General features: G+C 56.1%; 17 protein-coding genes and 2 tRNA genes. 14 read left to right on the top strand and 5 right to left on the bottom strand.

Annotated elements, in window-relative coordinates; all coding sequences use genetic code 11:
• Window positions 1-28 precede the first annotated feature (28 nt).
• Window positions 29-973 (bottom strand): NADP-dependent oxidoreductase, encoded by a 945-nt coding sequence (locus FB556_RS09570; protein ID WP_246057358.1) that lies wholly within the window; start codon window positions 971-973, stop codon window positions 29-31.
• Between the two features lie 168 nt (window positions 974-1,141).
• Here FB556_RS09570 and FB556_RS09565 point away from each other — a divergent pair, with 168 nt between their 5' ends.
• The 6 genes from FB556_RS09565 (at window position 1,142) to FB556_RS13925 (ending at window position 6,650) form a co-directional block, all read left to right on the top strand.
• Window positions 1,142-1,795, top strand: a complete 654-nt coding sequence (locus FB556_RS09565; RefSeq protein ID WP_141867112.1) for a GntR family transcriptional regulator — start codon at window positions 1,142-1,144, stop codon at window positions 1,793-1,795.
• The gene (locus tag FB556_RS09560) at window positions 1,788-3,305 is read left to right on the top strand and encodes an MmgE/PrpD family protein (protein ID WP_141867110.1); all 1,518 of its coding nucleotides are present in this window, start codon (window positions 1,788-1,790) and stop codon (window positions 3,303-3,305) included. The genes FB556_RS09565 and FB556_RS09560 overlap by 8 nt, the downstream gene beginning before the upstream one ends.
• A gap of 1 nt (window position 3,306) precedes the next feature.
• Complete coding sequence (gene prpB / locus FB556_RS09555; RefSeq protein WP_141867108.1) at window positions 3,307-4,236, top strand: methylisocitrate lyase; 930 nt, start codon at window positions 3,307-3,309, stop codon at window positions 4,234-4,236.
• 14 nt (window positions 4,237-4,250) lie between these two features.
• Window positions 4,251-5,390, top strand: a complete 1,140-nt coding sequence (locus tag FB556_RS09550; protein WP_141867106.1) for a bifunctional 2-methylcitrate synthase/citrate synthase — start codon at window positions 4,251-4,253, stop codon at window positions 5,388-5,390.
• Between the two features lie 454 nt (window positions 5,391-5,844).
• Window positions 5,845-6,441, top strand: a complete 597-nt coding sequence (locus tag FB556_RS09545) for a metallophosphoesterase (protein WP_141867104.1) — start codon at window positions 5,845-5,847, stop codon at window positions 6,439-6,441.
• A complete protein-coding gene (locus FB556_RS13925; protein WP_484068182.1) occupies window positions 6,438-6,650 on the top strand; it encodes an avidin-fold protein in 213 nt (70 codons plus the stop codon). Before FB556_RS09545 ends, FB556_RS13925 begins: the two co-directional genes overlap by 4 nt.
• Window positions 6,651-7,117: 467 nt before the next feature.
• Here FB556_RS13925 and FB556_RS09540 read toward each other — a convergent pair.
• A tRNA-Ser gene (locus tag FB556_RS09540) sits at window positions 7,118-7,205 on the bottom strand.
• 51 nt (window positions 7,206-7,256) lie between these two features.
• Complete coding sequence (tadA, locus tag FB556_RS09535; protein ID WP_141867738.1) at window positions 7,257-7,694, bottom strand: tRNA adenosine(34) deaminase TadA; 438 nt, start codon at window positions 7,692-7,694, stop codon at window positions 7,257-7,259.
• Between the two features lie 89 nt (window positions 7,695-7,783).
• On the opposite strand from tadA, the gene upp reads away from it, so the two are divergent.
• The 7 genes from upp (at window position 7,784) to FB556_RS09500 (ending at window position 12,345) form a co-directional block, all read left to right on the top strand.
• Window positions 7,784-8,419, top strand: a complete 636-nt coding sequence (gene upp, locus FB556_RS09530; protein WP_141867102.1) for a uracil phosphoribosyltransferase — start codon at window positions 7,784-7,786, stop codon at window positions 8,417-8,419.
• 230 nt (window positions 8,420-8,649) lie between these two features.
• Window positions 8,650-9,408 (top strand): winged helix-turn-helix domain-containing protein, encoded by a 759-nt coding sequence (locus FB556_RS09525; protein WP_141867100.1) that lies wholly within the window; start codon window positions 8,650-8,652, stop codon window positions 9,406-9,408.
• A 90-nt stretch (window positions 9,409-9,498) separates the two neighbouring features.
• Window positions 9,499-10,002 carry a carboxymuconolactone decarboxylase family protein gene (locus tag FB556_RS09520; protein WP_141867098.1) on the top strand — a complete coding sequence of 168 codons (504 nt, stop codon included), beginning with the start codon at window positions 9,499-9,501 and terminating at the stop codon, window positions 10,000-10,002.
• The gene (locus tag FB556_RS09515; RefSeq protein ID WP_246057356.1) at window positions 9,999-11,153 is read left to right on the top strand and encodes a pirin family protein; all 1,155 of its coding nucleotides are present in this window, start codon (window positions 9,999-10,001) and stop codon (window positions 11,151-11,153) included. Before FB556_RS09520 ends, FB556_RS09515 begins: the two co-directional genes overlap by 4 nt.
• Window positions 11,150-11,509: a GNAT family N-acetyltransferase gene (locus tag FB556_RS09510; protein ID WP_141867096.1), complete on the top strand. Its 360-nt coding sequence runs from the start codon at window positions 11,150-11,152 to the stop codon at window positions 11,507-11,509. Before FB556_RS09515 ends, FB556_RS09510 begins: the two co-directional genes overlap by 4 nt.
• The gene (locus tag FB556_RS09505; protein ID WP_141867094.1) at window positions 11,502-11,831 is read left to right on the top strand and encodes a GNAT family N-acetyltransferase; all 330 of its coding nucleotides are present in this window, start codon (window positions 11,502-11,504) and stop codon (window positions 11,829-11,831) included. The genes FB556_RS09510 and FB556_RS09505 overlap by 8 nt, the downstream gene beginning before the upstream one ends.
• Entirely contained in the window at window positions 11,821-12,345 is a 525-nt protein-coding gene (locus tag FB556_RS09500; protein WP_141867092.1) for a SixA phosphatase family protein, read from the top strand. Before FB556_RS09505 ends, FB556_RS09500 begins: the two co-directional genes overlap by 11 nt.
• Here the strand turns inward: FB556_RS09500 and FB556_RS13430 are convergent.
• Complete coding sequence (locus FB556_RS13430) at window positions 12,342-12,503, bottom strand: hypothetical protein (RefSeq protein WP_170200434.1); 162 nt, start codon at window positions 12,501-12,503, stop codon at window positions 12,342-12,344. The genes FB556_RS09500 and FB556_RS13430 overlap by 4 nt on opposite strands.
• Window positions 12,504-12,673: 170 nt before the next feature.
• Window positions 12,674-12,747: transfer RNA gene (locus FB556_RS09495), tRNA-Arg, on the bottom strand.
• Window positions 12,748-13,132: 385 nt separating this feature from the next.
• Here FB556_RS09495 and FB556_RS09490 point away from each other — a divergent pair.
• The gene (locus FB556_RS09490; protein ID WP_141867090.1) at window positions 13,133-14,980 is read left to right on the top strand and encodes a phosphoenolpyruvate carboxykinase (GTP); all 1,848 of its coding nucleotides are present in this window, start codon (window positions 13,133-13,135) and stop codon (window positions 14,978-14,980) included.
• The last annotated feature ends 52 nt before the right edge of the window (window positions 14,981-15,032 follow it).

The following is a 15,032-nucleotide window of genomic DNA, read 5'->3' as shown; positions in this document are numbered from 1 at the left end:
GCCATCGCCCGGCGTATTGGCCGGACGGCTAGATCGTCTCCAGCACCATCTTGCCTACGGTACGCCCGGTCTCGCCAGCCTGATGCGCTTTGGCCGCCTCACGCAGCGGGAAGGTCCGGGCAATCGTGGGCACAAGTGTGCCCGCAGCTGCCAGGTCTGCGATAGCCTGCATGCCAGTACGGTCGGCTTCGACCAGGATCAGCTCAGCGTGCACTCCGAGCCGCTGGGTCTCTTCACACAGCCCGTCAGTAGCACGCGGGATCGTGGACACCATGACTCCACCGGGACGCAGCGTCCGTAGCGAGCGCAGCTGGTAGTCTCCACCGATCGTGTCTAAGACAATATCGACATCGCGCACGACGTTGGCAAAATCCACGGTGCGATAATCGATCGCTTCATCGGCACCTATGCGGGCCAAGAATGCGTGATTCTTAGCACTGGCAGTTCCAATGACATGCGCGCCGTGGGCTTTGGCAATCTGAACAGCAAGATGACCTACCCCACCCGAGGCGGCGTGGATCAGCACCCGGTCGCCTTCATCGATGCGAGCGGTATCCACCAGTGATTGCCACGCCGTCAAACCGGCCAACGGCAGCGCCGCGGCCTGAACATGCGACAGGTTGGACGGTTTGGGAACAAATGCTCGGGTAGGACCAACCGCATATTGCGCGTGGGCGCCCACGCCGTAAGGGTAGGGCAGCATCCCGAAGACTTCATCCCCGGGTTTATACAGCGTCACCCCCAGCCCGACTGATTCGACCACACCAGAGACATCCCAGCCCAGGATCATCGGCAGGTTGCGAACAAAGGCTTTGCCCGCGCGATTCTTCCAGTCGGTGGGATTGATACTTGTGGCATGGACGCGTATCAGGATCTGGCTGATCCCTGGTTCAGGTACGGGCAGCCGCACTGTCTCTAAGACGCCAGGATCGCCGAAGGCGTGTTGTTGAATGGCCAGCATGGAATCAGTCATATCTGCCATCCTGGCACGGCAATGAACGCGCAACAAGCACCCGGTGCTGGTGAATGGGAACGTGAAGACGACCACACAGAGCACCTGAGTGTATACAGGGTTGGGAGATTTCTGCACAAGAATCGACAGGACTGGTCAAGACTAGAGGTCTATGTATACACTGAGGGCATGCGAGCAAGTGAACGTGCCTATCAAGCGCTTCGGCGAGACATCCTGAATTGGGAGTTGCCACCCGGCTCTGTGCTTGCTGAGGTGGAATTGTCTGAACGCCTTGGCGTTTCAAGAACTCCCGTTCGCGAAGCCGTAGCAAAACTGGTGGCTGACGGTTTAGCCGAAGCCCAAAGAGGCCGCGGCACCGTAGTATCTGATGTTTCACTTGATGATTTAGCCGATATGTTCGTGCTGCGTCGGGTGTTAGAAACTGAATCGGCCAAGCTCGCGGCAACCAGCGATCACACCGAACAGTTTGGACCGTTGGCGCGAAAGTTTCGCGACATCAGCCACAACTTGCAGGTGTTAGAGGATCCCGGAACCTACTACCAGCTGATTACCACCATGGACGAGCTCATCGATGCTGCGGCCGGTAACAGCTATCTGTCCGGGGCGCTTTCGAACCTGCGAGTCCACCTGACCCGAGTGCGTCGCATGGCCAAAGACAACCCACAACGGCTAGCCGCCTCGGCTGTTGAACACGCCCGGATAGCCGAAGCCATCGCCAATAGAGACCCCCTGGTTGCCAGTGCGGCCACGATCATGCATTTACAGGCCTCGCTCGACCATATTTTGACACACGCTGAAACCCCGAAAGGACACCATGATTAACCACGAAGTCCGCGTCTATCCATCCGCTGAGAACCTCCCGCGTGAAGACCAGCTGGCGTATAAGATTGCCAAAGTCGCCGCCGATGACGTCGAAGTCACCAATGAAGTCAAAGAGATGATCATTAACCGCATCATCGATAACGCCTCGGTCGCGGTGGCATCGTTGAACCGTAAGCCCATCATCTCAGCCCGCGCACAGGCCACCACCCATGCCCCCTCGGCCAACGGCACGGGCGCTTCAGTGTTTGGGATCGAAGAAAAAGTCTCCCCGGAATGGGCCGCCTGGGCCAACGGTGTGGCCGTACGTGAACTCGACTACCACGACACGTTTTTGGCTGCAGACTACTCTCACCCCGGGGATAATATTCCAGCCGTCCTGGCTGCAGCTGAGCACGCCGGCAAATCCGGTCATGACTTGATCCGCGGTATCGCTACCGCATATGAAATCCATGTGAACCTGGTCAAGGCGATCTGCTTGCACGAGCACAAGATTGACCACGTCGCCCACCTCGGTCCCGCCGCGGCCGCAGGGCTTGGCACTCTGTTGGGTGCCGATGTCGAAACCACGTTCCAAGCCGTTGGTCAAGCATTGCACACCACCACTGCGACCCGGCAGTCCCGCAAGGGTGAGATTTCCACGTGGAAAGCCCACGCGCCAGCGTTTGCCGCCAAGATGGCTGTCGAGTCGATTGACCGTGCTCTGCGCGGCCAGACCTCCCCGGTCCCAATCTATGAAGGTGAAGACGGTGTCATCGCGTGGCTGCTCGACGGCCCTGACGCTCGCTACAGCGTCCCGCTGCCAGAACAAGGCGAAGCAAAACGCGCGATCATGGACACCTACACCAAGGAACACTCGGCCGAATACCAGGCACAAGCCTGGATCGACCTGGCTCGCAAACTCAATAGGGAACATCCAGAGGCCACCGATCCGGCCAATGTTGAATCAATCCTAATCAAGACCTCGCACCACACCCATTACGTGATCGGCACCGGGGCCAATGACCCAGAAAAGATGGACCCGACCGCCTCGCGCGAAACCCTGGACCACTCGATCATGTACATTTTTGCGGTGGCACTCCAGGACGGCGCCTGGCACCACGTCGACTCTTACGCCCCGGAACGCGCCCAGCGCCCAGACACGGTTGAGCTGTGGCACAAGGTCTCCACGGTCGAAGACCCCGAATGGACGCGTCGCTACCACTCGCTGGATCTGAATGAAAAAGCCTTCGGCGGATCAGTCGAGATCACCCTGAAAGACGGTTCGGTCATCACTGACGCCATTGCAGTGGCCGACGCCCACCCACTGGGCGCCCGTCCATTTGGCCGCGATGAATACATCAACAAATTCCGCACCCTGGCCCAGGGGATCGTCGAAGAATCTGAAATCACCCGCTTCCTTGATGTTGTGGCGCGTCTGGATGAACTCAAAGCTGGTGAACTCGACCAGCTCAACGTGATTGCCAAACCGGGCTACATCAACCCGGCCGATGCACCGAAGGGGCTCTTCTAAGATGCTGTACTCCAAAGTCAGCCCGGCCAATAAGCGGATCGCCTTGCGTGACATGCTCACTCCCGGAGCTGCCCGCCAGTTCCCGGGCGCATTTAACCCGCTCAGTGCCCGGTTAATCGAAGAAAAAAACTTCGACGGCGTTTACATCTCCGGTGCCGTCCTCGCCAATGATCTCGGCCTGCCCGACATCGGCTTGACCACCCTGCCGGAAGTCGCAGCTCGCGCCGGACAGATCGCCCGCATGACGGATCTGCCCGCACTGGTTGACGCCGACACCGGTTTCGGTGAACCCATGAATCTGGCACGTACCATCCAGGAACTGGAACACGCTGGCCTGGCCGGGATGCACATCGAAGACCAGATCCTACCGAAACGCTGTGGCCACCTTGATGGCAAGACTGTCGTCGACACCGCGACCATGACCCAGCGGATCGCTGCGGCAGCCGATGCGCGTATTGATGAGAACTTTTTGATCATGGCACGCACCGATATTCGCGGCATTGATGGGCTGGATGCTGCAGTGGATCGTGTCAAAGCAATGGTCGATGCCGGGGCAGATGCGATCTTCCCCGAAGCGATGAAGGACCTGTCCGAATTCGAAGCAATCACCAACGCCGTCGACGTTCCAGTGCTGGCCAATATGACCGAGTTTGGGAAATCCGAGCTGTTCACTCGCCAACAACTCGCCGACGTCGGCGTGGCCATGATCATTTACCCGGTCACGCTGTTGCGCAGTGCAATGGGAGCCGCCGAACGCGTATTGGATACCATCACCGCCGACGGCACCCAGGATGCCTATGTCGATCAGATGCTGACTCGTGCGAGACTGTATGAACTGGTGGCCTACGAGGACTACAACGCATTTGACTCCGGAATCTTCAACTTCGAAGTGCCCGGAGCTGACATTGAAGCCAACGCCGATAACCTCTAATCCCGAGGAGAACCATGTCCAAGACCGAAGAGATCAGAAAAGGCCTAGTCGGCGTTGTCGCCGATTCCACAGCCATTTCGAAAGTCAACCCAGACACCAACTCGTTGCTGTACCGCGGTTACCCGGTACAAGATCTGGCCGACAAGAAATCCTTTGAAGAAGTCGCCTTGTTACTGTGGGCCGGCGAACTGCCAACCCAAGACCAACTGGATGACTTCATCAAACTCGAACGTGCTAACCGCGCGCTGGATCCGGCAGTCAAAGCTGCAATCGATCTGCTGCCAAAAGACGCCCACCCAATGGACGTTGCCCGCACCGCCGTTTCAGTGATCGGTGCGCGTCACGACGACGCCGAAAACTCAGACCCGTCAGTTGAGTTGCGCAAAGCCAAAGAACTCTTTGCCGCGTTTCCAGCCGTCGTAGCCTATGACCAGCGCCGCCGTCGTGGCATGGACGTTATTGAGCCACGTGATGACCTGGATTATTCACAAAACTTTCTGTGGATGACCTTCGGGGAAGAACCCGCCGAAGAAGTCGTGGACGCATTCCGCGTGTCGATGGTCCTCTACGCCGAGCACTCGTTCAACGCTTCGACTTTCACCGCACGTGTGATCACCTCAACCGAATCGGATCTCCACTCGGCGGTCACCGGTGCGATCGGTGCGCTGAAGGGCAACCTGCACGGTGGCGCGAATGAAGCCGTAATGTATACCTTCAATGAGATCGGAATCGACGAAAACGAGTCCCGAGAATCAGCTGCCGAACGTGCTAAAGCCTGGATGGAAGCCGCCCTGGCCGAAAAGCGCAAGATCATGGGCTTTGGCCACCGCGTCTATAAGTCAGGGGATTCACGTGTGCCATCCATGAAGGCTGCTTTGGATCGGATGATCGACTACTACGGTCGCCACGAGATCCTAGGCCTCTACGACGGTCTGGAAAACGCCATGACTGAGGCCAAGAACATTCTGCCAAACCTCGACTACCCAGCCGGGCCGACCTATCACCTGATGGGCTTCGACACCGAAATGTTTACCCCGATTTTCATTGCCTCGCGCATCACCGGATGGACTGCTCACATTATCGAACAGCGTGCCGACAACGCCCTGATTCGTCCACTGTCTGCCTACCACGGACCAGACCAGCGCGAAATCTAAACACCCCGGCACACTGAAAGCCGCGAACCCCTGCGAGCAGGGGGTCGCGGCTTTTTGGTTTCCTGAAAGGGCCTGGACAAAAACTAGCGGTCACCTTTGGAAAAATTTCTTTCTTCCGGTGACCGCTGGCCTTTCCGATTACCCGTTAGGGTTATCGCGAGGGAATTCTCAATCTGATTTTCACCTCTGATTTCCTTTTCCCTCACTCATAATTCTACCGCACGCTGCTAGCCATGTCTACGAAAATCAGGACCCTATTTCATCGGAATCCTCGTACTTCAGTGGCATATATCCTGAGGTGCTCCGCCAGGATAATCAGGCCCGTATGAGGAGTGGAAAGTGTGCTGCGGTGAATAATGTTTGTTGGTATAGAAGTACCTGACAGTATGCTGGAGAATAGAGTTAGTACTGTGGTGCCAGAAGTATCTCACGATCGTGGCGAAGGAATCACCACATGAGCAGATTGTATTTCACCGCTGACCTACATTTAGGGGATGAACTTGTAGCGGATCATCGAGGCTACAGCAATGTGAATGACTACGATGAGATGATCGTGGAAACTGTGATCAGCACCGTGCCCGAAGACTCCACACTGTGGATTCTTGGTGACTTGATGGGCTGGAGCTCTCTTCGCGACCATGCGCTTTTCTTGTTGCAACACGTTCAGTCAGAGACCGGGGTTATCATGCATCTCGTTCCAGGTAATCATGACACCTGCCATCCTATGCACCGGCATGCCCACAAAGAACAGTCAAAATATTTCGGAGTCTTTACCTCGGTGCAGCCTTTTGCCAAGATCCGGCACAACCGGGGCGACATCTTGCTATCCCACTTCCCATACCAGGGCGACCACACCGTAGAGCAGCGTTTTAATCAATGGCGACTTCGAGACTATGGGCTCTCACTCATTCATGGGCACACCCACCAGACAGATCCGACGGAGGCGACTCGACCAAACCAGGTGTGCGTTTCCTGGGATGCCTGGGGCAGGCCAGCCAGATTACATGAAGTGATGGCTCTACTAGAGACGGACAACCCCGGTGGTGCATGACGGCGCAACCCAAGGGAATGGTCGCCACCCGCAACGGTGAGAAAATACACGTCCGCTATGCGCATCTGAGCACCAGCAAAGAAACGTCCACGGGAGTTTGCGAATCAACCGTGGAGATTCTTGACGACGGTAGTGTGCGTTTGCATGAGTCATGGGCTTGGGAACCACGGCCTGAAACAGGCAGCAGCATTGCAGGATCTTATCCTTGATGCAGTGCTTTAGCCCATCATCTTTCTTGTCACCCTCGGCAGCTCCGTTGGATGTGGGGGCCAGGCGGTGGTGTTGGGTAATTCACGGAGACGGGACAGGCTTGTGCATGGCCTTGGATTGCGCGAACCATGTCAGGGTCCTCGAAGTAGGGCTTCGTCCGGACCAGGACCGGAGCACCGTGGTGTGTCGGGTACCTTTAGGAATCACCAGGCCATAGAATTCCTTCATCGCGCTGATGTTGACAAACGTTGCGACTTCTTTGTCGACCCGTGACTCGGTCCGCGATGTAGACTACGACTTCCCGCTGCTATCGGCCTCTTCGATGCCGATTTAGACACCGTCGCGGAGTCTTTAGATAACGCCGTTTCACAGATGAATGTGCTCAAAATGTGCTCAAAAGAGGAATCTGAGAAAAAAGAAAACCCCACATCGGTGCTATTGCAACGAAGTGGGGTTTTCCAGAGAGCGGTAGCGGAGGGATTTGAACCCTCGGTACGGGGTTGCCGTACAAAGCATTTCGAGTGCTTCACCTTCGGCCGCTCGGACACGCTACCGTGTGTTTACACCCGAACAACTATACCCGATAGGATCTTGAAATCCCAAAATCAGCGTTTGTTGGCAAAGAAGCGACGCAAGAGCTCACCGCACTCATCCGCTAACACCCCGGCAATCACCTCTACTTGATGATTGAGGCGGGGTTCCCTCAAGACGTCTAGAACAGACCCAGCTGCTCCCGTTTTCGGTTCCCAGGCACCAAAGACGACACGAGGGAGTCGTGACAACACGATTGCTCCGGCGCACATAGAGCATGGCTCGATCGTCACGGCAAGTGTGCAGTCGGTGAGCTCCCATTCGGAGTCCGCGAGTGCGATCACGGCGTTGGAGATGGCGATCATCTCGGCGTGCCTAGTGGGATCCTCGGATTGTCGGGTCGCATTCACCCCGGTAGAAATAAGCTGACCGTCGGGCGAAAAGATAGCGGCTCCGATCGGTACGTCATCGGTGGCTGCCGCTGTCTGAGCGGTACGAAGTGCCTGACGCATCCAGGAGATGAGAATGGCATCGTCAGGTAGCAAGGTAGCACTTGAAGTCGTCACGTAATCAGCCTATGCGATCAGGCTAAACTGACAGCATGCATGTTCACCACATCGATCACCCGCTGCTGGCACACAAACTGACCGTCCTTCGGAAACGCGAAACACCGTCGATGATTTTCCGACAGGTCACCGAAGAACTCGTCATGTTATTGGCGTACGAGGCGACCCGTGACTTAGCCGTCGTCGACGTTGAAGTTGAAACTCCTGTGGCCACCACAATCGGGACAGAACTCGCCAAGCCACGCCCGCTGGTGGTGCCAATCCTGCGCGCTGGATTGGGCATGTTGGATGGCATGGTACGCATGGCTCCGACCGCTGAGGTTGGCTTCCTGGGAATGATCCGCGATGACGAAACGTTGAACATTGTTACGTATGCCGAGCGTCTGCCAAAAGACCTCACCGGCCGCCATGTATTCTTACTAGATCCGATGCTTGCAACGGGTGGAACGCTGGCCGAGGCTTGTCGCTTCTTGTATAAGCGCAATGCACGCCAGGTCTCGGCGATCTGTTTGCTGGCAGCACCCGAGGGGCTGCAATACCTGCAAGAGAACCTCAGCGATATTGACATGAATCTCTACATTGCCGCAATCGATGATCATCTGGACGAAAACGCCTATATCGTGCCGGGTCTCGGCGATGCAGGGGACCGTCTCTACGGGGTTGCAGAGTAGTCCTTATACAGGCGTATTGGCATTCTTGACGCTAAGAATTCGAATGTTACGAGTGAGTTTCGTCACAAATAAACCGCAAAAGTCCACATGGTGAGATGAATGTGGGGTGCGCGTTTGCGTTACGTGACTGTTACGCGTCAATGTTGGGGTAGCAGATACCGGCTTGAGTCAGGTTAGGCTCGAGCGTCATCGGTGGCCACCACCGTTTAGTTTGTTGAAGGAATGACTCAATGACAAGCGCGCCCCAGCAAGGTTACGTTCACATCTCGGTTCGTAATGCACAACGCCGAGCAGAACGAGTACGAGCCTATCGGGAGGCGGATCAGAACAGACTAAAGGCCGTTCCTTCGGAAACACCCGCAGAAAACGGCGTCGCTGCACCGGTGCACATGGAGACGGAAGCCCGCGGCTTCGTGCTTTATGTTGGAATGGATGAACAAGCAGCACTGGCTGCCGGGACGTCTCTGACGCGACTGGCCAACGAACTGCGTCACTATGTTGAGACCTTGGTTCCCGGTGCAGATTCTTATGCAGCAGTGGCTATTGCCCCGGCGAATGTTGCCGGTGAGGATCTCGACGTCGTTCGTCAGGTCACCGCAGATCCCACCATTCAGCAGGCGATCTCGCCTGAACTGGCATCCGCCCCAACTCCAGTGTCCACCCGTCAACCGGGTGTCTTGATTGATCTGGCGCGGCGTGAAGTGCTGCTTGACGGTGAGCCGCTGAATCTGACCTATAAAGAATTCGAATTGCTCAACTACCTGGTTGAAAACGGTGGTCGTACCGTCAACCGTGAAGAATTGCTAGAAACCTTGTGGGATGACACCGAAGAAGTCCCCAACGAACGTACCATCGACGTACATATTCGTCGTCTGCGTGCCAAGCTCGGCCGCCTGTCAGGCACTGTTCGTACGGTGCGTGGCCAAGGCTACCGCTTTTATGAGCACCCAGAGGTCGTCGTCTGGGCTGCACCAGAATATTCCATCTAGCCAGCCACCCCTTCCGCAGGGTTCCCCCTGCCCAGTCCAGTCTGATACGGCTAGAGTTGGCATACCAGAAGCTTTGGAAGGAGTAGCCACATGGCCAGTCGCGACCCCCTACAGTTCTATCTTGATAAATCGAATCCAGATGCCTGGAAAGCAGTTACTCGATTAGTCAAAATAGTGGGGGAAGACGCGCGGGCGGCAGGGCTATCCGAGCAGCTCATTGAGCTCGTCAATCTCCGTGTTTCTCAACTCAACGGGTGTGCATTCTGTTTAGCGTTGCACACCCGTTCGGCACTTAAAGTAGGGATTTCGTCCCAGCGTCTCGGTGCGCTGCCCGCATGGTGGGAAGCCGGGAATCTGTATACCGAGACCGAGAGGGCCGCCCTCCAACTCGCCGAACAAGTCACCCAGATTAGCGATATCGATTCGGTGCAGGCAGCTCAGCTGGTTTCTTCTGCGCACCTGACTGAAGCGCAATATGCTGCCGTCCAGTGGCTGGCCATGGCCATGAACCTCACCAACCGGATCTCGATCCTCTCGCACCACCCGGTGAAACCATCGAAAGAGACTCAGTCAGCGCTGGAGGAGACTCTGTGACGAACCTCGATCCCAACCCGGAACTCATCGACTACAACTTGCCAAAACATGCCGCTGGGCTAGCGCCGGGCTTTACGGAAAAGCCTGGGGCCGACTTCATCGTGGAGGTCCTTGAACCCCGCGCGGTACCCCTGGGCGGACCGCGCGCCATGACAGTGCAACGTACGATCCCCCAGCGTGCACGATCGCTGATCGGTGCCTGGTGCTTTTTAGATTACTTCGGGCCCGATGACGTCGCACAATCCGGTGGGATGCAAGTTGCTCGCCACCCGCACACTGGGCTGGCCACCGTCTCGTGGTTATTTGAGGGACGCGTTGACCATATCGATTCCGCTGGGAACTGGGCCCTGGTGCGCCCTGGTGAAGTCAACCTGATGAGTGCCGGGTTTGGTATCACGCACTCTGAGCACTCCACCGCCGACACCTCCGTCCTGCACGGCGTGCAACTGTGGTATGCATTCCCGAAAGAATATCGTTTCGTCGAACCGCATCTGGACCAGTACCGCCCGGAAACCATTTCCGGTGACGGCTGGCAAGCAAAAGTTGCGATCGGCTCGCTCCTGGGGTCGACGTCGCCGATCCAGACTTATAGTCCGTTATCAGCCGCCGAAATTGCGCTGGAACCGCACACCACCTTAAATATTGACGTGCCGCTGGAGTACGAACACGGGCTGTTGGCTGTGGAATGTACCGCGAACTTTAATGGTGCATTGATTGAAGAAAACCATCTTGGCTATCTCGGCACTGGCGTCACTCAGCTGCAGCTCAGCTCGGACGAACACCCGATCAGGGTCATGCTCATCGGTGGCGAACCGCTCAACGAGGACATCGTGATGTGGTGGAACTTTGTGGGGCGATCGCACGACGAGATCGCTGCGTGGCGGCAGCGCTACCAGACAGAAATGGGTTTCGAACCCGCTACTGAAGAATCCCCGCTGGCCGGCCACGACACCGAAACAGCAATCGCCGGTCCATTGCTCGATGCACTCGTCCCTACCGCATATTCTGACGGGACGAAATTCCCACAGTATGGGGAATTCCCACCCGATCAGCCGGCACCACTACCGGCACCCGCGCTGCCGTCATTACCGATGAAACCCCGTCAAAATCCACCAACCGTTGCACGCAGAAAAACTCAGGAGGACATGTGAAAGCTCCTACTGCAGAAACCCCGGAATTTGTCGAAAAAGTTGGCTTCACCGGCATGATTGTTGACGACACCGGCACCCTTGCCGCGAAAGAATATCACGTCAATCATGTCACTGCTGATGGAACCAATCAACGCGTGTTTCTTTCCACGCACACCGAAGAGGCCTATCGGGGCCAAGGGCTCGCCGGAAAGGTCGTGCAATACACGCTCGAGAAAGCCCTCGACGAGGGGTTTCGCATCGTGGCGATCTGCCCGTATGTGAAATCTTGGATCGCGAAACAAGATGACCTTCGATACGAGGAAGCTCGTGACACACCACGACCAGAACACTTTGCACTAAGGGGCAAGGATGACTGAACCCCGCTGGTTCCGGGATGAGGAATCCTTTGGCATATATAACGAGACCGGCGACGTAATCGCCCGGAACTTCTACCGAGACGTCGAACAAGTAGACGGCACCAAACACCGGGTTTTTCCTAGCATCCATGTCCGTCCAGATCATCGTCACCAGGGTCTTGCCGGACGACTGACAAAACATTCGCTAGATATCACGATTGACGAAGGCTACCGCGTCGTGCCGGTCTGCCCATATGTCGCCCGGTGGATGCGCGAATACGACGATGGTGCATACCTGAAATACCGGGCCGAACGAGGAACAGAAGACTTTCATGCTGACTGATCGAAGCGACCACAAACACCTCATCGTCTTGCGCCACGGTAAGGCCGCCTACCCTCCCGTACCGGATCATGAGCGCCCTCTTGCACAACGCGGCAATCAAGAGGCTCCTGCGGCTGGGCGTTGGTTGGTCGAGCAGGGTTTCTACCCGGACGCCATCATCACCTCCGATGCGGTTAGAACACGCCAAACCACAACCTGGGTGCTCAGTGAGCTCGGTGACAAAGCCCCAACTCCCTACCTGGACTCGCGGTTATATATGGCACCGGTGTCTCGAGTGCTAGCGGTCATCAACGAAACTGAAGAACAAGTTCGCTCACTCATGCTGGTGGGCCACATGCCGTGGGTGCAAGACCTCGGAATGCGACTGGCATCAGTTGATTCAGATGAAGACGCCGTCATCGAAATGGCCGAACGATATCCCACGTTAGGGCTTATGGTGTTTGAGGTGCCGGGGGAGTGGGCCAGTCTCGACGGCCGAGACGCCAAGATGACGCACTTCGTGGTACCGCGCTAACGGGGTGTGCGACGCAAAACCAGGTGCACGAGTACGATAACCGCGGCCACCATTGCAACAATAATGCATGCCGCCGCAGCCCAGAGAGGTAACGGGATAAACATCGTCGCAGACATGGCAAGAATCGCGATCCCCAACAAGACACGTTGCCAAGCCATAATGTAACCTCCCACAATCAACCGACGTCTCACCCATGGATCAAGTCGCGGCGGTTCGAAACTACCGACCAAGCTGTTAGGACGGTTTGGAGAAACGAAAAGCCCCTGAGATTTTTTCTGCAAATAATCTCAAGGGCTCAAGATCCGCATGATTGTGCGGAAGTTGTGAGCGCGCCCTAAGGGATTCGAACCCCTGACCTTCTGTTCCGTAGACAGACGCTCTATCCAGCTGAGCTAAGGGCGCTGAAGCAACGAGATATAACTATACTCCGACTTTTCAAAAATGCAAAATCGAATCGGAGCTCATCGTAGACACCGTGCTTTTCGGTCGTAAAGTAACGTGAAAAAGGCCATCACCAGTCTCGCCAAGGGTCCCAAAAAGCCCGGAATTCCGCCATAATGGAGCATAGTTATCGCGAAATCAGGTGTCGTTCATCACTTTCCGCCATCAAGGTGGAGCAAATATTGTCTCTGGGCGAATTTTAGGTGAATCATCTTGCCCGGGCTTCTGAGGCAGGCTGCTAAAGTATGCGACATAGACTCTCGTTCCGACCGGAACGGTTCGCAGCACGACGACGTGCTGGTATTGTCATGCTGCGGTTGGTAAGTCGATACGAAAAAGGATCCACATGGTTGAAAACGCCGCCTCTGATCTGGCTGCACAGATCGAGGACACCGCACCCACCAAGCACAAGCCACTTTTGGAATGGGTCAAAGAAACAGCGGAGCTGACCCAGCCGGACTCTGTCTATTGGGTAAACGGTTCGCAAGAGGAATACGATCGCATCGCACAAGAAATGGTCGATGCTGGTTCACTGGTTCGTCTCACGGACCCGCAGTTTCCGAACTCTTATGCGGCCTTCTCCGATCCCGCCGATGTTGCGAGAGTCGAGTCGCGGACGTTTATCTGCTCTGAACAAGAAGAAGACGCTGGTTTTACCAATAACTGGAAAGACCCGTCTGAAATGAAAGCCATCCTGAAAGACGCATTCACCGGCTCCATGCGCGGCCGCACGATGTACGTCGTCCCCTTCGTTATGGGCCCACTGGATGCTAAAGATCCAAAATTTGGCGTTGAAATCACCGACAGCCCATATGTCGTGTTGTCCATGCGCGTCATGGCGCGCGTCGGTAGCGACGTCCTGCAGAAAATTGAAGAGACGAACGCGTTTTTCGTCCCAGCCCTACACTCCGTGGGTGCACCACTGGAAGACGGTCAAGAAGATGTAACCTGGCCGTCCAACGAAACCAAATGGATCGTGCACTTCCCAGAAGAACGTTCCATTGTGTCTTACGGTTCCGGCTATGGCGGGAACGCGCTGCTGGGCAAGAAGGCGTACTCGCTGCGCATCGCATCGGCCATGGCACGTGACGAAGGCTGGATGGCAGAACACATGCTCATCCTCAAACTCACCAGTCCAGAAGGTAAGTCATACACCATCACCGGGGCATTCCCATCAGCCACAGGAAAGACCAACCTGGCACTGATCGATCCGAGTCTTGAAGGTTGGACCGCTGAAACACTCGGCGACGACATTGCCTGGATCACACCAAACGATAACAATGAACTGCGGGTCGTCAACCCAGAGTATGGTTTCTTCGGTGTCGCACCAGGAACCGGCTGGCACACCAACCCCAACGCAATGCGCGCCATCGCTAAGGGCAACACCATTTTCACCAACGTGGCGCTCACCCCAGAAGGCGGCGTCTGGTGGGAAGGCATGACCAAAGAAAAACCAGCCAAACTTACCGACTGGCTAGGTAATGAGTGGACTCCAGAATCCGGTACCCCGGCAGCCCACCCGAACTCACGGTTCTGCACCCCGATCGACCAGACCGACATGCTGGCCGAAGAGTACTTCGACCCAGAAGGCATTAAGCTCGATGCCATTCTGTTTGGTGGTCGTCGTGACAATGCCATCCCGCTGGTCACCGAAGCCCGCTCCTGGCAGGACGGCGTCTTCAAGGGTGCCACCCTGTCATCCGCGCAGACAGCTGCTGCAGAAGGCACCGTCGGCGTCGTCCGTCGTGACCCCATGGCTATGCTGCCATTCATGGGCTACGCGGCCGGTGACTACGTCCAAAACTGGTTGGACATGGCCGAGAAAATCGGCGAAGACAACATGCCAAAGGTCTTTTTGGTCAACTGGTTCCGTCGTAACAACGAAGGTAAATTCTCCTGGCCAGGCTTCAGCGAAAACTCCCGCGTCCTGAAATGGGTCGTGGAACGTCTCGAAGGTAAAGGTGACGGCATCGAAACCCCAATCGGTGTTGTGCCAACCGAAGACGCCCTGGATCTGACCGGTCTGGACATCTCTGAAGACAACCTGGTCAATTCGATCCAGTTCGCGGAAGAAGAATGGCACAATGAGATCCCGATGATCGAAGAATGGTTCGCCAAATTCGGTGACAAACTGCCAGCTGCGATGACCGAAGAACTGACAAGTCTCAAGGAACGTCTTGGTCTAAACGGCTAAGATTTCCCCAACCTAATCAACCGGGTCTGCAATTGCGGGCTCGGTTGATTAG

Origin of the sequence: Enteractinococcus coprophilus (assembly GCF_006716305.1) — a bacterium.
In the GTDB taxonomy this organism is placed as follows: Bacteria; Actinomycetota; Actinomycetes; order Actinomycetales; family Micrococcaceae; genus Yaniella; species Yaniella coprophila.
This window is presented reverse-complemented; position numbering and strand designations above follow the sequence as displayed.